This window comes from Arthrobacter sp. 01T428, assembly GCF_056398685.1.
Genome location: NZ_JBFTPW010000012.1, coordinates 1 through 21,127 on the forward strand (window position 1 = coordinate 1; position 21,127 = coordinate 21,127).

A 21,127-nucleotide genomic window follows, 5' to 3' on the forward strand; every position below is an offset into this window, starting at 1 on the left:
CCCGGCGGCCCAAACCGCCGTCGAGCAGCCACACGGACCCGAGGAATACGGCAACACAGCCACCGCAGAGGAAGGCCTCTGGGCCCGCAAAGGTTGGGCAGGACGCACGTGACACGCGCGGGATTTACACACGTTTTGTCCTATAACCCGCTTACCGGGACAATTCGAAAAGAGCCAAAACGCAAAAAGGCCCCGGTCCAAGGACCGGGGCCAAACGCGGAGAATGGGGGATTTGAACCCCCGAGGGCGTTAACCCAACACGCGTTCCAGGCGTGCGCCATAGGCCGCTAGGCGAATTCTCCATGCTTCTGAATCAAAAGCAGACTCCACTGTACCCGAGAATTTCGGCATCGCCCAATCGGGACATTCATGGTGTCGAGCGGGCCCTCCGTGCGCTTAAACGTAAAAATGGACGCCCCCAATGCGTCCATTCCTCCGGCACTCCGTTGAGCTGCTGGGTCCAGCCCCTGAAACCAGGCCCTGCGGCTCACAATCTTGAGATTGCCCCAATCGGTGTACATACCAATAGTCCGCTGGGTTTAGCGGTTTGGCAATGGAGATTGGAAACCATCCTTTGACCTGTTTTTGGGCGGCCGCTGGGAGGATGGTGCCATGAGCCAGCTACACGCCCTCGTCGTCTACGTCCCGGTATCCCATAGCGAGAGCTTGCTGGCCGCGATCGGTGATGCCGGGGCCGGCAGAATCGGCGACTATTCGCATTGCTCATTCACCACTCCGGGCACTGGACGCTTCACCCCCATGCCAGGGGCACAACCGTTCATCGGCGCCGTGGGGCAAGGTGAAACGGTGCCGGAAATCCGGGTCGAGTGCGTGGTTGAGACGGACTTGCTCGACGCCGTAGTGCAGGCCCTGCGCTCAGCCCACCCTTATGAGGAGCCCGCGTTCATGACGTGGCCCGTGAACGGCTGGCGCTAACTGGACATGTCCATCTTTTGGCTCCCACAAGGCACATGTCCGCAAATTCGGAGGGCTCGAAAACTTCGGGTAAGCTTGTCGACGGCCCCTCATGTGGCGTCATCCTGTTGAACTCCCCCAGGACCGGAAGGTAGCAAGGGTAGATGGGCTCTGGCGGGTGCATGAGGGGTCTCTTATTTAAATGTCAGTCCCTATAGGTAGGTTTCCCCTGTGACTGTTACTACTGCTCTTTACCGCAGATATCGCCCCGATTCTTTCGCGGACGTTATCGGGCAGGAACACGTCACCGAGCCGCTCATGACGGCCCTGCGCAAAAACCGGGTCAACCACGCCTACCTCTTCTCCGGCCCGCGCGGCTGCGGAAAAACCACGTCCGCCCGCATCCTTGCCCGCTGCCTCAATTGCGCCGAAGGCCCCACAGACACTCCTTGCGGCAAATGCAACAGCTGCGTCGAGCTGGCCCGCGGGGGCTCCGGCTCCCTCGACGTCATCGAGATCGACGCTGCCAGCCACGGTGGCGTAGACGATGCCCGGGATCTCCGCGAACGCGCCACCTTCGCCCCGGTCCGGGACCGCTACAAGATCTTCATCATTGACGAAGCCCACATGGTCACCTCGGCCGGCTTCAATGCGCTCCTTAAGATCGTCGAAGAGCCGCCGGAACACATCAAATTCATCTTCGCCACCACGGAGCCGGACAAGGTCATCGGCACCATCCGCTCCCGTACGCACCACTACCCCTTCCGGCTGGTGCCGCCCGAGCCGTTGATGCAGTACCTCGAGCTTCTCTGCCAACAGGAAAACGTGCCGGTGGCTCCCGGCGTGCTTTCCCTCGTGATCCGGGCTGGCGGCGGTTCGGTGCGCGACTCGCTCTCCGTACTGGACCAACTCATGGCCGGCGCCGGACCCAACGGCCTGGACTACGAACTCGCCGTCGCATTGCTTGGATACACCCACGCTTCACTGCTGGACGACGTCGTCGAGGCGATCGCCGCGTCAGACTCCGCCACGGTTTTCCGTGCCGTGGACCGTGTCATCCAAACGGGGCATGATCCCCGCCGCTTCGTCGAAGACTTGCTGGAGCGGTTCCGCGACCTCATCATCGTCCAAGCCATGCCGGAAAGCGCCCAAGCCATCCTCCGCGGCATGCCTGCGGACCAGATAGCCCGGATGCGCAGCCAGGCAAACAACCTCGGTGCGGCCGAGCTATCCCGTGCCGCCGATGTGACCAATACCGCGCTCACTGAGATGACCGGCGCCACTTCGCCGCGTCTGCACCTCGAACTGCTCTGCGCCCGGATCCTACTGCCCAGTTCCGAGCAGACCGAACGCGGGATCGCGGCCCGGATCGACCGCGTCGAACGCCGTCTCAACTACGGCGGGGCACTTCCCCCCGCGGAAGCCCAGACGCCGCCGGAAGCTGTTGCGGCTCCTTCCACTTCCGCCGCGCCAACTGCGCGCCCAGCGGAACAACCAGTGGAACGCCCGACGGCGGACGCCAGTCCCGCTCCCGCCTCACCAGCGCTCCACTCACCAACGCCCGGGGCTGCCGCGTCCGGGCCGGCCGCGCCCTTGTCAGCCAAGTTCGCCGACGCTCCGGCCCCCGGCCGTCCGACTGTTTCCGAGGAACCGTCCAGGGAGCAGCTGACACCGCCGCGGGTCTCCACTACTGACTGGCCCGTGGATGAATCCAGGCAGCAGGCCGGCCGCCCCGCTCCCGAGCCAGCTGCCCAGGCTCCAGCTCAAACGCCCTCGCCGGCCCAGGCTCCGGCGTCAACCCCCGTACAACCGCCGGCGCCCGCGGAGGCGCCCGCCCCGCAGCCAGCGCCCGCTCAGGCGCCTCGCCCCGCTGCCGGTGGCGCCGATGTGGAGGTCATCCGGCGGGCTTGGCCCGAAATCCTCCAGACGCTGACCAAGATCAAGCGCAGCAGCTGGGCGTTGGTCGGAGCGAACGCGCAGGTGGCACAGTTCGACGGTCAACTTCTCACTCTGGCATTCAGCACTGACGGCCTTGCGAGCGCCTTCAGCCGCGCAGACCATGCCGAGAACCTTCGCCAGGCCATCCACAAGACGATCGGCATCGACTGCCAGATCACTTCGGTCGTCGGAGGCAACAGCTCAGGTAGCTCTGAACCAAACCCAAAAGCACCGGCTGACCCGGCGCCCCCTGTAGGGGGTGGCGGCTCCCCGGCTGTATCGTCCGCCGTGGACAGCGCGTGGGGACTTGCCCCTGCGGCCCAAAGCCCTGCCGCACCGGAAGCGGACAAACCCGAGGCGGCCCCGGCATCCGGGGCCGCTCCGAGCCAGGCCGTTTCCGCGGCTCCGGATCCGGCCCCAGCAGCCACCCGGGTGTCGTCCGCCGCAGAAGCTGCCTCGTCCCCAACGGCACCGGCAGACCTTGCCGCGGACTACTCGTATTCGGACGATGATTGGGGCCCCCCTCGGGACGAGGACGCTCCCCCGCTGGACGAAGAACCGCCCATGGATTGGGAGCCGTCGTCGTCCCCGGGCTTCACCGGCATGCCCACGGCGGGCCCCCGCGCCCCGGCCGCTACGCCACGCACTGATTCCCCAGCCCCCACGAACAAGCGCTCCACCCAAGCATCTCCGGAGAAAGCACCTTCGGGGAAAAAATCGAAGACCCCGGAAGATCCATGGTCCAGGGCTGTAGAGCACGCGCCGGGTTCGTGGGTGGTCGGCACCGAGTCCAACGTTGGTTCGGCGGCTTCGGGCACCTCCGCCGACCCTGACGGCCAGGCCACTTCGCCCTCGCCGGCCACGCCGAGCCCCGTCTATGAACCTGCCGCCGCGCAGGTTCCAAACCAGCCGCAGGCGTCAGTGCCGGCACTGAGCACCGAGCCGGCCGCCGAACCCGCGCGTTCGGCCGTAACACTCGCGCAAGCCCCTGCCCCTGTCGCTGCCCAAGCGGCCCCTGCAACAGGGTCGGCGCCTTCGGGAAGCGGGAAGCAGAGCCTTTACCAACGGCTTTCGAACAGCCCCGAAGCGATGGCCGGCCGCGAGAAAGCACCTGCACGGGCCGCCGTCGCTCCCGGCACCGTGGTGGAAGACATCCCGAGTGCCGACGATGAAACCATCGAGGAATCGGGAGTCTTTGGACGGGCCGCGGTCGAGCGTATTCTGGGCGGAAAGCTACTGGAAGAACGGTCGCTGGACAGCATGCGTCGCTAACAAACGGACGCCGTCACCACACCCTGCGCGCGAGAGCCCCGCCGGCGCCACAAAGGGTGCCACCAAACCGCGACGCCGCCGAACGGCAAAGGCGTCCACACCGAACGAACGAGGACATTGTGTACGAAGGCGCAGTACAAGAGCTGATCGACGAGCTCGGCCGGCTCCCCGGCGTCGGGCCGAAGTCGGCGCAGCGCCTGGCCTTCCACATCCTCGAGGCCGATCCCGAGGACATGAAGCGGTTGGTCGCGGCCATCACCACCGTCAAGGAACGGGTGAAGTTCTGCACCGTCTGCGGCAACGTCACCGAGCAGGAGCTGTGCAACATCTGCCGCGATCCGCGACGCGACCCCTCGGTGATCTGCGTGGTCGAAGAATCCAAGGATGTCCTGGCTGTGGAACGCACGCGGTCCTTCCGCGGCCGGTACCACGTCCTCGGCGGCGCCATCAATCCGATCGCAGGTATCGGGCCTGAGCAGCTCCGTATCCGCGAGCTGCTGACACGGCTCAACGACGGCGCCATCCAGGAAATCATCATCGCGACCGACCCCAACCTCGAAGGCGAAGCGACGGCCACCTACCTGGCCCGCATGCTGAAGTCGATCGGCATCACCGTCACCAGGCTTGCTTCCGGCCTCCCGGTGGGCGGAGACCTGGAGTATGCGGACGAAGTCACCCTTGGTAGGGCCTTCGAGGGCCGCCGCAACGCCCTCATGTAGGCGGCTCGCTTCGAGGAACACCCCGACGCCGTTGCGGACCCCTAAGCGAGCCGCCCGGTTTAAGCGAGCCGCGTCCCGCTGGCCAGCCGGCCTGCTGGCGTCCGCAGCGAACGCCAACCGAGCCACATGAGCAGCCCCGCCAGGACCAATTGCAGGCCGAGTCCCAGTGGCCACAAAGGCGTTGTCTGCTTGAGGTACTGCGGCTGCGGCACGCCGTTTGCACATAGGTAAGAGTGCTCCGGCCCGGCGAGCGCGGACCTGGCACCCTGGCTGATGCCCTCGATCATCCCGACCGAGTAGAACGCCGTCCCGCTCCGGTCCGGATACGGAATGGCGTCGGCCACCACCACGTAGGGATTCAACGCGAGCATCCACGCAACGCGTTCGGTCCGGACGGCCGGGTGCTCCACCAAGGGCCCCTCGCAGGTGTATGCCGGCTGCGCTGGTTCCGTCGGCTGCTGATTCGGCTGCACCGGCGCATACAAAACGCCACGGCCAACGGGAGAGTTGGCCAATACCGTGCCCTGCGCCAGTTGCGATCCCAGTCCGAAGGAAATCAACGAGCCGACCACCAGCGCCGCGACTACCAAGTAGGTCACCACGATCGAGAACAGTGGCCGCCCGGCAAGCGCCGAAATCCCCACTCCGATCCCGCACACAACGGCCAGTTCTACCGCCAGCATCAACAAGGAAACCACCACGTGCCCCGGGGTCAGGCCGCCTTGGAACATTCCGAAGACAAGGAACGGGGCGCTTGTCGCCAGGAAGGCGAGCGCCGCGAGCCATCCGGCGCAGAACTTGCCCCAGAGAATCTGGCCAGGGGTAAGCAAGGTGATCTGAAGGATGGCGAGTGTGCCACCGGCCCGGTCCCCGTTGATGGCATTGGCGGACAGCGCAGGTGCCACAAGCAGGGCAAAGAGGAGCACGAAGGCCAGCACGACCTCGAAGATCATGGACCCGGCTCCGTCCTGGGGCGCCAGCGCCGAAGGCGGCATCGTGGAACGCCGCGCTTCCATGCTCGCGTTCCAGGCGAGCCACGTCAGCCACGTCACTACCGCGATGACAAAGAACCAGATGCCCAACATGATGTACCAGCCGCGGGAGCGCAACCGTTGTTTCATCTCGAGGATCACGACGTCGCGTATTCCGCCAAGGTAGCCGACGACGGCGCTCCAGCCTCCCGTAGCTCCCTGCGGTCCCGCCGGAGGTCCCGCTGAAACAGGCACGGATTCACTCACGTCGCTCATGGCCTCTCCGTATCCAGGTTCATGTACGTCTCTTCCAACGCACCGGCTGCGGGGGCGAAGGAAACTACTCTGATGCCGGACCGGACGAGTTCGCCCAAGAGGGCGGCAGCGCCGTCGTCGTGCGTCAACAGCAAGGTGACCGACGGGCGGCGGCCCGCTTCCACCCGGTATTCCAGCCCGAGTTCGCTGAGCTTTGCGGTGAGGGCCGCATTGTCGAGGGTTGTGATCGCGTAGCGCCGGCCCTGCAGGGACGCCTCCTCAAGGGTCTGCTGTTTCACGGTCCGGCCCTGGCTGACGAACACCGCTCCGTCCGCGATTTCATCGAGCTCACTGAGTACGTGGGAGGAAACCACCACGGCTTTCCCTTCCCCGGCCAGGCGGCGCAGCAGGTTTCGGAGCTCCACTCGGGATCCCGGGTCGAGGCCGGACGCTGGCTCGTCGAGCAGAAGCACGGACGGGTCGTGGATGAGGGCCCGGGCCAGGCTGAGCCGTTGTTGCTGGCCCCTGGAGAGGACCCGGGCGGGCTGGTCGGCAAGGGTGTCCAGCCGGACAAGTTCGAGCAAGCCGGCAACACGCTGGGCGATGCCTGCCCTGGGCAGGCGGTAGAAGCGCGCCATCTGGACCAGGATTTCGCGTGCAGTCAAGGACTCCCACACCCCCAGGGTGTCCGGCATCCAACCGATCCGAAGCCGCGCGGCCGCGCTGTGGTGCAAGGGATCCAAGCCGTTGATCCGAATGGTCCCGGAGTCGGGCCGCAGAAGCGAGGCAAGCATGAGAAGGAGCGTCGTTTTGCCTGCACCATTGGGCCCAATGAGCGCCGTGACCTTCCCTGGCGGGGCGTGGAAATCGATGTGCTCGACGGCGTGGACCGTGCCAAAGCGGCGTGAGACGCCTTCCGCGGACACTCCCGGGGCGTCACCAACCGGGACTCTTGAACTTTCAGCTATGGACATGCTCTACTCACCTGTTTCCCCCAAACAGAACAAGTACGCTTCAACTCCCGTGAGCCCACATGCCCGCAGGCTGCGTATTTCTTGATCGTACGCCAAGCCGAAACCGCCCGGCGTGCACCCAAGGGCCGAGATTTGGTCACAATTCCCCCGCCCGCCGCGCCCGGCGATAAACTGGCCACATAAGCCACGTAGCCGTGCCGCTACCTGGCCACGCAACGTATGATCCCCAATTGAGCAGTGAGGGTGCGCGCATGAGTTTGCCCACTACCGATGTGAAAACCGAAGACCTGACCGCGCAGCCTGCCAAGACCAAGCAGCTGATCGTGCAGAAGTTCGGCGGCTCCTCGGTGTCCGATGCAGAAGGCATCAAGCGTGTTGCCCGCCGCGTTGTTGACGCACAAAAGGCCGGCAACGAGGTTGTCGTAGTGGTTTCCGCCATGGGAGACACCACGGACGAGCTCCTGGACCTCGCCGCCCAAGTCACCGATTCTGCTCCCGCCCGTGAGATGGACATGCTCCTCTCCGCAGGCGAGCGCATCTCCATGGCCCTGCTCGCCATGGCCATCAACAAGTTCGGTGCCTCCGCCCAGTCGTTCACCGGCTCGCAGGCCGGCATGATCACGGACGGCATCCACGGGAAGGCGCGCATCATCGACGTCGACCCCCACCGCATCCGCACCGCTTTGGACAAGGGACACATCGCCATCGTGGCCGGTTTCCAGGGTATGACCCGGAGCACGCGGGAGATCACTACCCTTGGCCGCGGCGGATCCGACACCACTGCGGTGGCCCTCGCAGCCGCGCTCGAAGCAGACGTCTGCGAAATCTACACGGACGTCGACGGCATCTACACCGCGGACCCCCGCGTGGTCTCCACTGCCACGAAGATCGACCGTATTTCCAGCGAGGAAATGCTGGAACTGGCAGCTTCCGGCGCCAAGATCCTGCACTTGCGTTGCGTGGAATACGCCCGCCGATTCGGCGTGCCCCTGCACGTCCGGTCCTCATTCAGCCAGAACGAAGGCACCTGGGTCCTGCCCAGCGCCGACGACAAGATCACGATTCAAGAGGGAGTTGCCTTGGAGCAGCCAATCATCTCCGGTGTTGCACACGACCGTTCAGAAGCCAAGGTCACCGTGGTCGGCGTCCCGGACATCCCCGGCAAGGCCGCCGCGATTTTCCAGGTCATCGCCAAAGCACATTCGAACATCGACATGATCGTCCAGAACGTGTCCACGCACGGTACCGGCCGCACGGACATTTCCTTCACCCTGCCCATCGTGGAAGGCGCCGACGCCCTCACCGCCCTCCGTGCTGCGCAGCCTGAAATCGGCTTCGAGAGCATCGAATACAACGAGAACGTCGGCAAGCTTTCGCTGATCGGCGCCGGCATGCGTTCGCACCCGGGCGTCTCCGCCACCTTCTTCAAGGCGCTCTCCGACGCGGGCATCAACATCAACATGATTTCCACCTCGGAGATCCGCATCTCCGTGGTCACGCACGCCGATCTGCTGGATGACGCCGTGCGTGCCATCCACAAAGCGTTCGAGCTCGACGGCGACGCCGAGGCAACCGTCTATGGTGGCACCGGCCGCTAGACGAACTCCGCCGTCGGGCACCCGCCGTCGGAATCTGCAGTACTTAACGTGAAAGAACCGGAGCTTGTGCTCCGGTTCTTTTGCTTTCCTGCGGCTTTGGAGCCGCGAGCGGCTTCAGGCGCCTTCCTTGCGGACTCCGTAGTGGTGGCCCTGGTCGTCCGTTTCGACGACGAAATGCCCCAGGTCTTCTTCCGACGCCGTCTCGAAGTCGTCATGCTTGTGGACTACGGGCGCATCAATGTCGCCCCGGGTTGCCGGGCCGAACCAGAAACGCAGTCGATCGGTTACCCTCATGAAACTATCGAGTGCATGTCCCACAATTCCCACCTCCTTCCCCGCTGCGAGGTCCAGCCGTACGGTTGGAGCTGAGTGGTCCAGTGAGGCCAATTTTACGCCCGGAACCCGCAAAAGGCCCGGGGTCGGCGTCGATCGCTGAGAGCGAGGGGGGCCCTAGCGAAGGGACTTGTCGTCCGGGTTCTTGGGGACCACGTAGGTGCTGCCGTCCGGCCGGCGGACGGTCTCCCATTGCTGCGCTTCGGCCTGGCGCCGCACGAGGAGACGCTTGTTCTCCTCGGTCATTTCATGATCCAGGGAACTGCTGTGCGCCGGTCCGAAAATGATCCGAAGCTTGCCAGTTGCGCGCATGAATCTCTGGGTCATGGTCTCTTTGGCCACCGGGTCTACCCTCTCTCAAAAGGATGTTGTGGTTTAAGAGTACACTAACAATTAGTGCACTAACTATTGGCCGGCGCAGTCCGGTCATCGACACGGAATGGAGCAAGCCATGGCCGCACCCATTGCCCCCGAAACCGCCGCCCCGCCTGAAGACGACCTTCTACTCGAGCGCCAATTGTGCTTCGCCCTGACCGTGGCGTCGCGGAGCGTGGTGGGCGTCTACAAGCCGGTGCTTGAAAAGATGGGGCTGACCCATCCCCAGTACCTCGTGATGCTCGCCCTATGGGAACGCAGTCCGCGCACGCTCAAGGACATCAGTGAGGCACTCCTGCACGAGCCTGCCACCCTTTCGCCCATCCTGCGCCGGCTCGAAGAAGCAGGATTCGTCACCCGCAACCGCATCCACGGAAACGAACGGGCACTTGCCATCACCTTGACGGAAGCCGGCTCCGCCCTCAGGCAACAGGCGACGGCCGTGCCGGGAACCATCATGGAGCGGCTCCAACTCACGCGGGCCGAAGTAGCGGAACTGCACCGCGCAATGACCGGGCTCATCGCGGCCACGCAACACCCGACTCCCGGTGCGGGCGATAAACTGGCATAAATCAAGGAGAACCCCATGCGCCTGCGAATAGTCCGGTCTGTGTTGGCCGTCGTCGCCGTCGCTGGTCTTGCCGCCTGCACGCCCGGCCCCGGGGGCGGTTCGCCCAGCAGTTCGGCGCCTGGCAGCAGCACGTCGTCCTCGCCGTCGGGCAGCCCTACCGGGCTTTTGCCCGACGAAACGGCGTCTCCCAGCGGCAAACCGACTCCTTCGATCTCCCCCACGGCGCCCGGCTCTCCCGGCTCCGCAGAGGCCGAGCTTTCCATCATCGTCAAGCTCTCCGCTTCGACAGCCCCTGAAAGCTACACGCTCGTCTGCACCGGCGGCGTCCCCTCCGCGGAAAGCCACCACCCCACCGCAGCCGCAGCATGCGCCGCCCTGAAAAAGAACCCCGCCCTTCTCACGCGCACGCCGCGCTCCAGCGACCAGGTCTGCGACCAGCGTTACGGCGGACCCCAGACGGCAATAGTCACCGGGGCCGTTGATGGCGTGGGCGTCGAGTCCTCCTACAAGCTCACGGACGGCTGCGAAATTGCCGCTTGGGCCGCCGTCGCCGACATCCTTGGTTCAAGCGGTGCCGGAGCTTAAGTACAAGCACCTCCCGCAAGAGGAATGGCTCGCGCTGGAGGCTGCCCACCACGCCCGCGTCGAACGCTATGCCAAGCCCTACTTGGCCCGGCGCTCCGCGGGCGAGAAACATCCCGTCGAAGACTTCCTCTTCACGTACTACACCCAGAAGCCCGGCCAGCTGCTGCGCTGGCACCCGGGCGACGGCGTCGTCCTCTCCGGCCCCAAAGCCGCCGAGCGGGCCGGGTGGAAGTACTACCGAGTGCTCGACGACGGCGCGCTGGCGGCCGCGGGGCTGCCCGCCGGTACCGTTGCCGTCACCTTCGATCGCAGCCGCTTCGTGGCCGACCGCACCGAAGCCATCCGCTTCGCCGGCATCATCCTTGCCGGAACCGTAGCGCGGCCCGCCCAGTTTGGTTGCTTCGGACTCCACGAGTGGGCCATGGTCTACCGCCAGGACAAGTTCGATCTTCGCCACGAATACCTCAAGCTGCGCCTCGGTTCCGAAGGCACTGACACCGTCGTGGAAGACAACCGGATCCGCTGCTCGCACTTCGACGCCTTCCGTTTCTACACGCCGGACGCCATTCCGCTCAACGAACTCACCCCGACACGGGACAACCAGCGCACCATGGAGCAACCGGGCTGCCTGCACGCCAACATGGACCTCTACAAATGGGCGTACAAACTGACGCCGGCCTTACCGAGCGAGTTCGTGATGGACTGTTTCGAACTGTCCTGGCGGATCCGGGTCATGGACATGCAGGCCTCGCCCTACGACCTTGAAGAGTGGGGATACCCGGCCATCAGGATCGAGACACCACAAGGCAAGGCCGAGTACGTTGAGTATCAGAGGGCGTTCGCTGCCGAGGCCCAAGCGCTCCGTGCGCGGGTCCTCGACCACGTGCGGCCGCTCCTGGATCTCCTAGTACAAACACCGTCTCACGAAGGACAGCGATGACTTCAAGCACAAAGTACGACGTCGAGCTCACCATCACGCTGACGGAGGCACCAGGCGCCGCGGACTACGAGTTCGTCCTGCTCGGCTCGGGCGGCGAAGTCTCCGAAGGCTCGACCCTTCCGGACCCCCGCGCGGCGCTTGCCGCCGTCGAACAGTTCGGCGAGGAGATCTTCTTTCCCGTGCCCCGGCCGGACCGCATATGCACCCAGCAATACGGTGGTCCGCAAGTGGCCTTGGTGACCGGCCGGTTCCGCGGGCGCGAGGTCAGCAGCCGCTTCAGCCGGACGGACGGCTGCGAGATCGCCCGTTGGCGCACCATGGCCGCCCTCCTCGGCGGCGTGGCAGGATCCACGGGAAACATCTAACTCCCCACCCAACGCCCGCTCACAAACAACCGTCCCGACCCCAACGCCCGCTCACATCATCTGCAAGAGGGTTCCGCCGTTTGGCCATTAAGGTGAGCGAGCGTCCGCCAAAAGGGACATATAGGTGAGCGAGCGTCCGGGGCGACGATAAGAAAGCGGCCGGCGGGATATCCCGCCGGCCGCTGCCTCGCATATCCGTCAGACCATTAATGCCGCGCTACGGCGCGTTGTTTGACTGGTCCTCCCCCGCGTTCTGCAGTTTGCCCTTGCCATGTTCGCCTTCCTGGTCGTCGTTCGGCACCACGGACACGGTGCCGCTTGCCGAGACCAGGACGGACACAAACGTCGGCGCGCTGGTGCCGTCAAAAGTGAGTCGGCCGATGTAGGAACCCGGAGTCAGGTTGTTCCACGCGAAACTGAGCTTCCCGGATTTGCCGTTCTTCATCTTGATCGGGTTGGGCGTAACCGTGGCGTTGCCTTGGTTCGCGCCCAGGATCGCGGCGTCAACGCTGGCCTTGGTGGGCCGGTTGTTCGGGCTTGCATACAGGTTCGCGATGATGGTGTACGTTCCAGGCTGGGGGTTGTCGAGCGAGAGCGACTCGCTGGCACTCGGTGTCGCTGCCGTGAACAACTGGCCCGACGGCGACAGGACATACAGATCGAAATCCGCCGTGGGATCGGAGGAAATCACCGAGAACTTCGCGAACGCCGTTCCGGGCGGAACCGTGGCGGTCTTGACGAAGTTCGAGGCGTTGTTCGCAACTGCCACGGGACCCGGAACAAGTTCCGCGGCCGAGGAATCAGCCTTGGAGAGACCGTCAATGGTCACAGCAGTGGGTGAGTCGGAACCGGAAACGATGTTGATGTCCGCCGATCCGATTGCCTCCTGGGACGTGAAGGCGACGCTCTTGGAGGCCAGCACCGACTGCGGACGGACCGCAATTGGAGAGACCACCGACTTGTTGGCACCTTCCCACTTCAGGGATCCCATCGCGAAAGTACCCAGTGCGGCCGTCTTGTTTTCGAAGGTCACCTTGAAGGTCTTCTTCTGGCCGACTTCGTTGAAGTTCAGCACGGACGGAGTGACCTTGACGTCAACGCCGGGGACATTGACTGTGGCCCGGTATTGTCCCGGAGTCAGGGCGGTGACGGTGCGGGTGACCTCGATCCTGCCCGCGAGGTTACCCAGGGCGAACGAGGGGAGGTTCATGTCGCGGGGCAGTGTCGAGCCCAGCCCCGGCTTGCCGAGATCGACGCCGGTACCCTGGATGAACTTCAGGTAGTCCTCGGTTCCGGCATCGTAGACCAGGCCCGGTTCCAGCACGCTGGCAGGGTTCATTTCTCCCGCACCGGTGGCGAAGACGTCCTGGTTTTTGCTTCCATCGGCCAGCTTGACGTCACTCGCCGTCGTCATCATGGCCGACTTGACCGTCGCAGGGGACCAATCGGGATTCTTCGCCAGGATCAAGGCTCCGAAACCTGCAATGTGCGGGGACGCCATGGAGGTACCGGACATGAATCCGTACTCATCACCTTTGCTGCCGATCGGCGAAACACCCGCGAGCACCGCAACGCCGGGAGCCGAGACGTCTGGCTTGAGGAGATCCGAATCGGTGGCGAGGAGCGGGCCGCGGGAGGAGAATCCGGCGATCTGCGGCTGGGCCTCGAGCGGAAGCCCAGTGGTGTCGTGGTCAACCAGGGAAACAGTAAGTGCCGGGTTGGCCGCGACCTTGTCCTTGATGGCCTGCGAGGCGGGAGGATTCACGTGGACGGTAGGCACCGCGTGCTTGTCCGTGTCCAAGGAGGAACTGGTGAGGTTCACCAGGATCATGCCCACGCCGCCACCGCGGAGCACCTCGGCGCTCTTCGCGACGCGGTCAACCACTCCACGGTCACACACCACTACCTTGCCGGCGATTTTCGCCGGGTCCAGGGACCCAGGCGCGCAAAGTGCCGCGTTACCGGCGCCTGACGCGGCGTTTGCGGAAAGCACGACGCCGGCCCCGCTCACCTGGTGGTTCATGATGCTGGCTCCGCGGAACTTGGTGCCGTCGGAGAATTCGACCGTTCCCTGGAGTTCCTGCGAGAAGGAGGTAGCCGCAACCGTGGTCATCCAGGGTGCGCCGTGGTTGACGGTGCTGGCCTGAGGTCCCGAGTTACCCGCGGATGCCGCCACAAAGATGCCGGCCGACGCAGCAGACAGGAACGCGAGCGAGACAGGGTCGGTGGTGGTGTCCGTGGCGCCGGAAATGGAGTAATTCAGGACGTCCACGCCGTCGGCGATGGCCTGGTCAATGGCGGCGATGGCCGCGGAACTGTAGCAACCGCCCGTATTGGGGTCGGTGTCTTCCCAGCACACCTTGTAGATGGAGAGCTTGGCAGCTGGTGCCACACCGCTCGTCTTGCCGAAGCTCCGGCCATCCACGAACGTTTCCACGCCAGGGTTGCCGGCGGCGGTGCTGGCCGTGTGCGTACCGTGGCTCACGACGTCGATGGGCGAGATTTGTTCCTGGGGTGCCCGTTGGGCTGGCGGAACCGTCTGGAGGAAGGCATCTGCGAAGTAGTGGGCGGCGAGGACTTTGGAATTGCAGGCAGTTCCGTCAAAGGCCACTCCGGTGTCGGTGCCTTTCTGGCACTCGCCGACGAAGGTGTCTCCGTTGGCCTTCAGCATGGCGATCTTGCCGTCACCCGTGCGGTACGGGACGCCCACCTGGGGGTCCCCGACCAGCGGCTGGACGGGATCCCCGGCGAAGAACTTGCTTGTGGGCGTGTAGCCGGTGTCGATGACACCCACCACGGTGCCCTTGCCGGCCTGGTCCTGGCCGCCGAACTGGGTATTCCAAGCACCATTCGGTCCGCTGAGGTTGAGGAAATCGGTGGTGGAGTAGTCAGGAGCAGACTGCGTGTCCGGGGCCACGAGGAGAACATCGGGATTCTTCGCGAGATTGACCGCCTGGTTCGCGGAAAGCGTGGCGCTAAAGCCGTTGATGGCTGTGGTGTAGTCGCGGTTGATGGTTACGCTCTGCTGCTTGGCCACGTCCTGCTGCTTCTGCTGCAAGTGGGCCTGGTACTGCTTCACTTCGGCCTTGCCGACATCCAGTTTCTTGCCCGCCTGCGGCTTGGTGGGCACATAGCCGGGGGTTCCGCCGTCGTAAGTGGCCGCTGGCTTCTCTGCCAGCACCACAACGTAACGGCCATCCTGGTAAGACTTGGGGTCGACATTGCGGGCAACTCCCACGGCCGTTGATCCGAGGACCGTTGAACCGGAAGCGGGCGCTGCTTGTGCGGGTGTCAACGCCACCGAGGAGAGCAGAACCGGTAATCCGACGGCTAGCGCCGCAGCTTTTCGAAGCCCCCCGCTTCCAATGAAGCTCTTTCCTTGTGAATTCACGAGTGATTGCACCTTTCCGGGCGATCGTGGCGGTCATGTCAAGATCAATCAACAAAGGATGGGCACCGATTGACAGTTCTTGTAATCAGGTAAAGCCCAGCCGATTCATAGAGTACAGAGCGATAGTCGAATATGACATAGGACACATTTCACGTTTTTTGTCATGTCATTCGGCATCAGAATACATCCGCACGCAGCAGCGGGCACGCCCCCGTCGGAAGGGGACGTGCCCGCTGTGCGGATATTCAAATATTCAGGCGAAGAAGGACTGAAAGGCGCCTCAGGCGTGCTGGTACGTCAAGCAATCAGCCGCTTCGGCACCGGGGCCGATCCGGACATCGTGGGCCTCGCACATGAGGTTGTTGTTGTGGGTGCATTCCGAGCGCTGGCATGCACCGACATGCGCCAGGACTTTGGGGAGTCCTCCCATGAGCGTGGTGTCAATGAAGGTGGCGCAGGATGCGTGGTCCGCGGTTCCGCCAATGGTGATCCCGAAGGCAGTGCAGCCATGATGGTTGAATCCGCAGCTGCCAACGCTGCAGGCGGACACTTCGGCGACGTGTTCGGTCATTGCTCCTCCTGGTGGACGGGGAATTTCCTGGACAGTAATTCCAAGCTACTCCCGAATACTCGCCTTTAACCCGGAGGATTAGCGCATTTGCGCGTACCCTATTGCGCTCAACGTGGTGCCGGCGGGCAGGCCGCGCTAGGAATGGATCCCTCGCAACGCGTCGCTGATTTTGGCCCTCGTTGAAGCATCCGGCGGGACGGAAATGCGGTTTTCCCGGGCCGCCCGGTCCGCCATGATCCTTTGGAAAACCATCCTCCCCAGGCCGGCAAATACAGCGGCAAGGACCACGGGCAAAACCATCGACTTAGCGTTCTCGGCCATGCCGCAATCCTAGTGAGCCAAACCACCTCCGGCCAGAGCCGCCGCCGTTCGGTGGCCAGAGCCGCCGTCGTTCATCCAAAACCCCCGACGACGGCGGGCGCCGCCGCGAATTGGCGCGTACCTTTTGCTTGGTAGCCACCTCTTCACCGATCTCCCGCAAATAGGGTATGTAGCGATTTGGCCGGTAGAATGGGCATGCAAGCTCGCGGAGCGCCCCCCTTATTCCGTAAGACCCTGCCGTTAAACACTGTTGCTGAACACTGTTTGGAGGCAGTTCCGGCGTGAGACGGCACCACTCCGCGGCAGCCTTTAACCAAGGTTTAACCAACGCTCACGCACAGGAGTTACCGGATGCCCCGGATCGTCGTCGACGTCATGCCCAAGCCCGAGATTCTGGACCCTCAGGGGAAGGCCATCGTGGGCGCACTGCCCCGCCTCGGCTTCACCAGCTTTAGCGCTGTCCGCCAAGGCAAGCGCTTCGAACTGACCGTTGACGGCGAGGTGACCGATGCCATCCTCGCCCAAGCCCGTGAGGCCGCCGAGACCCTGCTGTCCAACCCGGTGATCGAAGACGTCGTCAACGTCGAGGTCGTCGAGGCCTGACATGACTGAACTTCCTTTGATCGGCGGAGCCCCCGTGGCCGTCGAACCCCATTTGGCCGGGGCCAAAATCGGCGTCGTCACCTTCCCCGGCACCCTTGACGACCGCGACGCCGCCCGTGCGGTCCGCCTCGCAGGCGGCACCGCCGTCCCACTTTGGCATGCGGACACACAGCTGGCCGACGTGGACGCCGTGGTCATCCCGGGCGGTTTCTCCTATGGCGACTACCTGCGGGCAGGCGCGATTTCGCGCTTCGCTCCGCTGATGTCCCGCATCATCGATGCCGCCAACAGCGACGCCAAGCTGCCCGTGCTGGGTATTTGCAACGGTTTCCAGATCCTGACCGAGTCGCACCTGCTCCCGGGCTCCATGATCAAGAACGACCACTTGAAGTTCTTGTGCCGCGACCAGGTGCTGCGCGTCGAGAACAACAAGACCTTGTGGACCGCGGATTACGAGGCTGGCGAGGAAATCACGGTTCCGCTGAAGAACCAGGATGGCCAGTACATCGCCGACGACAAGACCCTGGACGCCCTTGAGGCCGAAGGCCGCGTCGTGTTCCGCTACGTCGGCTGGAACCCGAACGGTTCACGCCGCGACATCGCAGGCATCAGCAACGCCGCCGGCAACGTAGTGGGCCTCATGCCTCACCCCGAGCACGCGGTGGAGCCCGGATTCGGTCCGGAGTCCAACGCCGGCACGGATGGCTTGGGCTTCTTCACTTCCGTCCTGAACAAGATCGTGGGAGGCGCACAGTGACCACCTCAGCTGAAACCGTCGGCAAGAAGTTCAACATCGACACCGTCGAGAACGCCGCGAAGACCCCGGACACCGAGCTCCCCTGGGCCGAGCTCGGACTGAAGCAGAACGAGTTCGACGAGGTCGTCAAGGTCCTGGGCCGCCGCCCCACGGGCGCCGAACTCGCCATGTACTCCGTCATGTGGAGCGAGCACTGCTCCTACAAGTCCTCGAAGAACCACCTGCGCCAGTTCGGCGAAAAGGTGACCGAGGAGATGAAGAAGGACATGCTCGTGGGCATCGGTGAAAACGCCGGCGTCACCAACCTGGGCGACGGCTGGGCCGTGACGTTCAAGATCGAGTCCCACAACTCGCCGTCCTTCGTGGAGCCCTACCAGGGTGCCGCGACCGGCATCGGCGGCATTGTCCGCGACATCATCTCGATGGGCGCCCGCCCGGTGGCCGTGATGGACCCGCTGCGATTCGGCGCCATCGACCACCCGGACACCGCCCGCGTCATGCACGGTGCTGTTGCCGGCATCGGTGGCTACGGCAACTCGCTGGGCCTGCCGAACATCGGCGGCGAAATGGTGTTCGACTCCGTGTACCAGGGCAACCCGCTGGTCAACGCGCTGGCAGTCGGCGTCATGCGCCACGAAGACATCCGCCTGGCCAACGCGTCCGGCAAGGGCAACAAGGTTGTCCTGTTCGGTGCGCGCACCGGCGGCGACGGCATTGGTGGCGCCTCGGTGCTGGCCTCGGAGTCCTTCGACGACACCAAGCCTTCCAAGCGCCCCGCCGTCCAGGTGGGCGACCCCTTCGCCGAGAAGGTGCTCATCGAGTGCTGCCTGGAGCTGTTCAAAGGTTCGCTCGTTGAGGGTATCCAGGACCTCGGCGCTGCGGGCATCTCCTGCGCCACGTCCGAACTCGCTTCCAACGGCGACGGCGGCATGCAGGTTGAGCTGACCTCCGTCCTGCTGCGTGACCCCACCCTGACCCCGGGCGAGATCCTGATGTCCGAGTCGCAGGAACGCATGATGGCCGTTGTCACGCCGGAGAACATCACCGCGTTTGAAGCGGTCATGGACAAGTGGGCCGTCGAGTACTCCTGGCTCGGCGAAGTGACCGACACCGGCCGCCTCATCATCACGTGGGAAGGCGAAGTCATTGTCGACGTCGACCCGCGCACCGTCGCCCACGACGGTCCGGTCTACGACCGCCCGTTTGCCCGCCCCTCATGGCAGGATTCCGTCCAGGCCGATACCTTCACGGGCTCCGTGCAGGACGCCGGCCGCCCGTCCACTTCCGGGGAACTGGCTGCCGCCATCACCGAGCTCATTGCTTCGCCGAACATGTGCAGCAAGGCCTGGATCACCAAGCAGTACGACCGGTACGTCGGCGGCAACACCGCCATGGCGTTCCCGGACGACGCCGGCGTGGTCCGCGTGGACGAGGAAACCGGCTTGGGCGTGGCCCTGGCCACCGATGCCAACGGCCGCTACACCTACCTCGATCCGTACCACGGCGCACAGCTGGCACTGGCCGAGGCGTACCGGAACGTCGCCACCTCCGGCGCCGTCCCGATGGCCGTCAGCGACTGCCTGAACTTCGGTTCCCCCGAGGACCCCGACGTCATGTGGCAGCTGGCCGAGTCCATTCGTGGCCTGTCGGACGCGTGCATGGAACTGGGCGTCCCGGTCACCGGCGGCAACGTCTCGCTGTACAACCAGACCGGTACCGTGCCCATCCACCCCTCCCCCGTGGTTGCCGTGCTGGGCAAGCTCGACGACGTCGCGCGCCGCACGCCGTCGGGCTGGAAGGAAGATGGCCAGGCCATCTACCTCCTGGGCACCACGGCCGCGGAACTGGACGGTTCCGAATGGTCCAACCTGCGCGGACACCTCGGTGGTTTGCCGCCGAAGGTTGACCTGTCCATCGAGCGCCAGCTCGGCGAGATCCTCATCAACGCCTCGCGCGACGGCATGATCGACGCCGCGCACGACCTCTCCGAGGGCGGCCTTGCCGCTGCCCTGGTGGAGTCCGCACTCCGCTACGGCGTCGGCGCCCGGATTGCGCTGGACGAACTCGTGGAGCGCGACGGCGTGGATCTGTTCACCGCGTTGTTCTCCGAGTCCCAGGGCCGGGCCATCGTGTCCGTTCCGCGCTCCGAGGAAATCCGCTTCAAGGACATGTGCACGGCCCGCGGCTTCGCCCACCTCCGGATCGGCGTCGTCGACGCTGCCGGCGGCAAGCTGGAGATCAACGGCGTGGACGAGCTCTCCTTGGACGCTCTCAACGAAGCCCACGAGGCCACCCTGCCGAAGTACTTCGGCTAGCGCCTGGCAACCCCAACGCGGGGTCACTTACGGCCCAAGAATCCCCTCGGGATGGGCCGTAAGTGACCCCGCGTTGTGTTTTCAGTCTTCGCTGTGGAGGTCCCGGCGTCGGGCGCTCAGGAGCTCCAGTTCCGGGCGTGCTGCAACGAAGCGTTCGACGGCGTCGAACACCTCGACGAGATGCGCCCGGTCTGCCGCCACTGCCCCCGCGCCGATGAGTGCACGGCGATGCTGGTCCAAGTGCCCGGTCTCGGCGGCAGAGACTTCGAAACGCCGTTTCAACTCGGCGATCAGCGGACGCACGAGGGAACGTTTCTCCTTCAGGCTGTGCACTTCGCCGAGGAGGATGTCGAACTCAATCCACGCGATCCACATGCGCCCATCGTATCCAGTAGTCCGCGCGCCCTCCCGCTTCGGAGCCCACGGTGGCAAGATAAGGGCAGACTAAAGGAGCTCCATGGGCGCGGACGATCATACGAACAAGGCCGGCAACGCAGTATCCCGGGGTGCCGATTCGGTGGGTGACGCCGTAGACGATGCGAAGGATTCACGCACCGTCAGGGTAGTGGCACGGGCCGGGTTCGTCGCCTTAGGGCTGATACACCTCCTGATCGGGATCATCGCCTTGGGGATCGCGCTGGGCGCATCCGGCCAAGCCGACCAAAGCGGTGCGGTCAGCCAACTGGCTGCCACGCCTGGCGGCGTCGTCCTGTTATGGGCAGGACTAGTGGCCTGCGGTGTCCTCGCGCTGTACATGGCGAGCGACGCCGTGATGGGGTGGAGCGGGGGTGGCAGCTCGAAGCCCTGGATGAATCGGCTCAAGGCAGCCGGGCAGGCGATCGTCTTCGCTGTTGCCGCGGTGACCTTCGGAAGCTTCGCGCTCAGCCGTCCGAGCAGCAGCAGCGAGAAATCCCGCTCGACCAGTGCAGACCTCATGTCCAGCACTCCGGGAACTGTCCTCTTGGTGATCATCGGGGTGGCGTTGCTGGCGGCTGCCGGCACCTACGTCTTCCTGGGGATCACACGCAGGTACGAAAAGAACCTGAGGGGAAAACCGTCGGGAGCCTTGGGAGATGCGTTCACGGTGCTTGGAGTAGTGGGCTATTGCGCAAAAGGGGTGGCGCTTGGCGCAGTCGGCTTGCTCATCCTGATTGCCACGGCGGAGCACGACCCCTCCCAACAAGGCGGCCTCGACTCGGCACTCAAGGCCTTCCTGAAACAGCCCTTTGGCGGATGGGTGCTCGGGTTCGTCAGCCTCGGACTGATGGCCTACGGCGTCTACTCCTTGTTCCGCTCCCGTTACCAGCGGCTCTGACGGCGGGCCTCACCTTCGCGTGGTGGCCAGAAACGCCCGACGG

At 64.5% G+C, this 21,127-nt stretch carries 20 protein-coding genes, 1 tRNA gene and 1 other RNA gene; 13 read left to right on the forward strand and 9 right to left on the reverse strand.

The genetic code is table 11. The annotated features are described in order from the left end of the window. Positions 1–217: 217 nt before the first annotated feature. Positions 218–302, reverse strand: a tRNA-Ser gene (locus AC1DJB_RS14205). 310 nt (positions 303–612) lie between these two features. On the opposite strand from AC1DJB_RS14205, the gene AC1DJB_RS14210 reads away from it, so the two are divergent. The 4 genes from AC1DJB_RS14210 to recR all read left to right on the forward strand — a co-directional run bounded on the left by AC1DJB_RS14210 (position 613) and on the right by recR (position 4,844). Beyond that, positions 613–936 carry a YqfO family protein gene (locus AC1DJB_RS14210; RefSeq protein WP_306964166.1) on the forward strand — a complete coding sequence of 108 codons (324 nt, stop codon included), beginning with the start codon at positions 613–615 and terminating at the stop codon, positions 934–936. Positions 937–1,016: 80 nt separating this feature from the next. Further along, positions 1,017–1,113, forward strand: an RNA gene (ffs, locus tag AC1DJB_RS14215) — signal recognition particle sRNA small type. Positions 1,114–1,146: 33 nt separating this feature from the next. Continuing rightward, positions 1,147–4,125: a DNA polymerase III subunit gamma and tau gene (locus tag AC1DJB_RS14220; protein WP_441433196.1), complete on the forward strand. Its 2,979-nt coding sequence runs from the start codon at positions 1,147–1,149 to the stop codon at positions 4,123–4,125. Positions 4,126–4,244: 119 nt separating this feature from the next. Next, entirely contained in the window at positions 4,245–4,844 is a 600-nt protein-coding gene (gene recR, locus AC1DJB_RS14225) for a recombination mediator RecR (RefSeq protein WP_028265726.1), read from the forward strand. A 59-nt stretch (positions 4,845–4,903) separates the two neighbouring features. On the opposite strand, the gene AC1DJB_RS14230 is transcribed toward recR, so the two are convergent. Then, positions 4,904–6,091 carry an ABC transporter permease gene (locus AC1DJB_RS14230; protein ID WP_441433195.1) on the reverse strand — a complete coding sequence of 396 codons (1,188 nt, stop codon included), beginning with the start codon at positions 6,089–6,091 and terminating at the stop codon, positions 4,904–4,906. After that, positions 6,088–7,044, reverse strand: coding sequence for an ABC transporter ATP-binding protein (locus AC1DJB_RS14235; protein WP_441433194.1), 957 nt, complete (start codon positions 7,042–7,044; stop codon positions 6,088–6,090). The genes AC1DJB_RS14230 and AC1DJB_RS14235 overlap by 4 nt, the downstream gene beginning before the upstream one ends. Positions 7,045–7,295: 251 nt before the next feature. On the opposite strand from AC1DJB_RS14235, the gene AC1DJB_RS14240 reads away from it, so the two are divergent. Beyond that, on the forward strand, positions 7,296–8,642 hold the full coding sequence (locus AC1DJB_RS14240) for an aspartate kinase (RefSeq protein WP_306964159.1): 1,347 nt from the start codon (positions 7,296–7,298) through the stop codon (positions 8,640–8,642). A 114-nt stretch (positions 8,643–8,756) separates the two neighbouring features. On the opposite strand, the gene AC1DJB_RS14245 is transcribed toward AC1DJB_RS14240, so the two are convergent. Beyond that, complete coding sequence (locus AC1DJB_RS14245) at positions 8,757–8,936, reverse strand: hypothetical protein (protein WP_113990642.1); 180 nt, start codon at positions 8,934–8,936, stop codon at positions 8,757–8,759. Between the two features lie 156 nt (positions 8,937–9,092). Then, entirely contained in the window at positions 9,093–9,302 is a 210-nt protein-coding gene (locus tag AC1DJB_RS14250; RefSeq protein ID WP_253257261.1) for a hypothetical protein, read from the reverse strand. Positions 9,303–9,426: 124 nt separating this feature from the next. Here AC1DJB_RS14250 and AC1DJB_RS14255 point away from each other — a divergent pair, with 124 nt between their 5' ends. From AC1DJB_RS14255 to AC1DJB_RS14270, 4 genes are read left to right on the forward strand one after another with little or no spacing between them, the layout of a single operon-like run. After that, on the forward strand, positions 9,427–9,921 hold the full coding sequence (locus tag AC1DJB_RS14255) for a MarR family winged helix-turn-helix transcriptional regulator (RefSeq protein ID WP_059388522.1): 495 nt from the start codon (positions 9,427–9,429) through the stop codon (positions 9,919–9,921). Between the two features lie 15 nt (positions 9,922–9,936). Next, positions 9,937–10,506 carry an SSI family serine proteinase inhibitor gene (locus AC1DJB_RS14260; protein WP_441437775.1) on the forward strand — a complete coding sequence of 190 codons (570 nt, stop codon included), beginning with the start codon at positions 9,937–9,939 and terminating at the stop codon, positions 10,504–10,506. After that, positions 10,403–11,446, forward strand: coding sequence for a 3-methyladenine DNA glycosylase (locus AC1DJB_RS14265; RefSeq protein WP_441437774.1), 1,044 nt, complete (start codon positions 10,403–10,405; stop codon positions 11,444–11,446). Before AC1DJB_RS14260 ends, AC1DJB_RS14265 begins: the two co-directional genes overlap by 104 nt. Further along, complete coding sequence (locus AC1DJB_RS14270; RefSeq protein ID WP_306964151.1) at positions 11,443–11,811, forward strand: serine protease inhibitor; 369 nt, start codon at positions 11,443–11,445, stop codon at positions 11,809–11,811. Before AC1DJB_RS14265 ends, AC1DJB_RS14270 begins: the two co-directional genes overlap by 4 nt. A 217-nt stretch (positions 11,812–12,028) precedes the next feature. Here the strand turns inward: AC1DJB_RS14270 and AC1DJB_RS14275 are convergent, their stop codons facing one another. The 3 genes from AC1DJB_RS14275 to AC1DJB_RS14285 all read right to left on the reverse strand — a co-directional run bounded on the left by AC1DJB_RS14275 (position 12,029) and on the right by AC1DJB_RS14285 (position 16,094). Next, on the reverse strand, positions 12,029–15,202 hold the full coding sequence (locus AC1DJB_RS14275; protein WP_476910549.1) for a S8 family serine peptidase: 3,174 nt from the start codon (positions 15,200–15,202) through the stop codon (positions 12,029–12,031). 280 nt (positions 15,203–15,482) lie between these two features. Then, positions 15,483–15,773, reverse strand: coding sequence for a DUF1540 domain-containing protein (locus AC1DJB_RS14280; RefSeq protein WP_059388517.1), 291 nt, complete (start codon positions 15,771–15,773; stop codon positions 15,483–15,485). Between the two features lie 135 nt (positions 15,774–15,908). Continuing rightward, positions 15,909–16,094, reverse strand: coding sequence for a hypothetical protein (locus tag AC1DJB_RS14285; protein ID WP_059388516.1), 186 nt, complete (start codon positions 16,092–16,094; stop codon positions 15,909–15,911). Positions 16,095–16,445: 351 nt separating this feature from the next. Between AC1DJB_RS14285 and purS the strand changes: the two genes are divergently transcribed. From purS to purL, 3 genes are read left to right on the forward strand one after another with little or no spacing between them, the layout of a single operon-like run. Continuing rightward, positions 16,446–16,697: a phosphoribosylformylglycinamidine synthase subunit PurS gene (gene purS / locus AC1DJB_RS14290; RefSeq protein WP_028265707.1), complete on the forward strand. Its 252-nt coding sequence runs from the start codon at positions 16,446–16,448 to the stop codon at positions 16,695–16,697. A 1-nt stretch (position 16,698) separates the two neighbouring features. Further along, positions 16,699–17,454, forward strand: coding sequence for a phosphoribosylformylglycinamidine synthase subunit PurQ (gene purQ / locus AC1DJB_RS14295; RefSeq protein WP_441437772.1), 756 nt, complete (start codon positions 16,699–16,701; stop codon positions 17,452–17,454). After that, a complete protein-coding gene (gene purL, locus AC1DJB_RS14300; RefSeq protein WP_284988638.1) occupies positions 17,451–19,769 on the forward strand; it encodes a phosphoribosylformylglycinamidine synthase subunit PurL in 2,319 nt (772 codons plus the stop codon). Before purQ ends, purL begins: the two co-directional genes overlap by 4 nt. 81 nt (positions 19,770–19,850) lie before the next feature. Here the strand turns inward: purL and AC1DJB_RS14305 are convergent, their stop codons facing one another. Then, positions 19,851–20,144: a DUF503 domain-containing protein gene (locus AC1DJB_RS14305; protein WP_441437771.1), complete on the reverse strand. Its 294-nt coding sequence runs from the start codon at positions 20,142–20,144 to the stop codon at positions 19,851–19,853. 82 nt (positions 20,145–20,226) lie between these two features. On the opposite strand from AC1DJB_RS14305, the gene AC1DJB_RS14310 reads away from it, so the two are divergent. Continuing rightward, a complete protein-coding gene (locus AC1DJB_RS14310) occupies positions 20,227–21,084 on the forward strand; it encodes a DUF1206 domain-containing protein (protein ID WP_059388512.1) in 858 nt (285 codons plus the stop codon). The last annotated feature ends 43 nt before the right edge of the window (positions 21,085–21,127 follow it).

Bases quoted from the DNA above. Each gene is read 5' to 3' on its own strand.
- AC1DJB_RS14265 (WP_441437774.1), top strand. From the start codon at position 10,403: ATGGCGTGGGCGTCGAGTCCTCCTACAAGCTCACGGACGGCTGCGAAA.
- AC1DJB_RS14250 (WP_253257261.1), bottom strand. From the start codon at position 9,302: ATGACCCAGAGATTCATGCGCGCAACTGGCAAGCTTCGGATCATTTTC.
- AC1DJB_RS14285 (WP_059388516.1), bottom strand. From the start codon at position 16,094: ATGGCCGAGAACGCTAAGTCGATGGTTTTGCCCGTGGTCCTTGCCGCT.
- purQ (WP_441437772.1), top strand. From the start codon at position 16,699: ATGACTGAACTTCCTTTGATCGGCGGAGCCCCCGTGGCCGTCGAACCC.
- purS (WP_028265707.1), top strand. From the start codon at position 16,446: ATGCCCCGGATCGTCGTCGACGTCATGCCCAAGCCCGAGATTCTGGAC.
- AC1DJB_RS14310 (WP_059388512.1), top strand. From the start codon at position 20,227: ATGGGCGCGGACGATCATACGAACAAGGCCGGCAACGCAGTATCCCGG.
- AC1DJB_RS14245 (WP_113990642.1), bottom strand. From the start codon at position 8,936: ATGAGGGTAACCGATCGACTGCGTTTCTGGTTCGGCCCGGCAACCCGG.
- AC1DJB_RS14230 (WP_441433195.1), bottom strand. From the start codon at position 6,091: ATGAGCGACGTGAGTGAATCCGTGCCTGTTTCAGCGGGACCTCCGGCG.
- AC1DJB_RS14210 (WP_306964166.1), top strand. From the start codon at position 613: ATGAGCCAGCTACACGCCCTCGTCGTCTACGTCCCGGTATCCCATAGC.
- AC1DJB_RS14240 (WP_306964159.1), top strand. From the start codon at position 7,296: ATGAGTTTGCCCACTACCGATGTGAAAACCGAAGACCTGACCGCGCAG.
- AC1DJB_RS14255 (WP_059388522.1), top strand. From the start codon at position 9,427: ATGGCCGCACCCATTGCCCCCGAAACCGCCGCCCCGCCTGAAGACGAC.
- AC1DJB_RS14235 (WP_441433194.1), bottom strand. From the start codon at position 7,044: ATGTCCATAGCTGAAAGTTCAAGAGTCCCGGTTGGTGACGCCCCGGGA.
- AC1DJB_RS14260 (WP_441437775.1), top strand. From the start codon at position 9,937: ATGCGCCTGCGAATAGTCCGGTCTGTGTTGGCCGTCGTCGCCGTCGCT.
- AC1DJB_RS14270 (WP_306964151.1), top strand. From the start codon at position 11,443: ATGACTTCAAGCACAAAGTACGACGTCGAGCTCACCATCACGCTGACG.
- AC1DJB_RS14280 (WP_059388517.1), bottom strand. From the start codon at position 15,773: ATGACCGAACACGTCGCCGAAGTGTCCGCCTGCAGCGTTGGCAGCTGC.
- AC1DJB_RS14305 (WP_441437771.1), bottom strand. From the start codon at position 20,144: ATGTGGATCGCGTGGATTGAGTTCGACATCCTCCTCGGCGAAGTGCAC.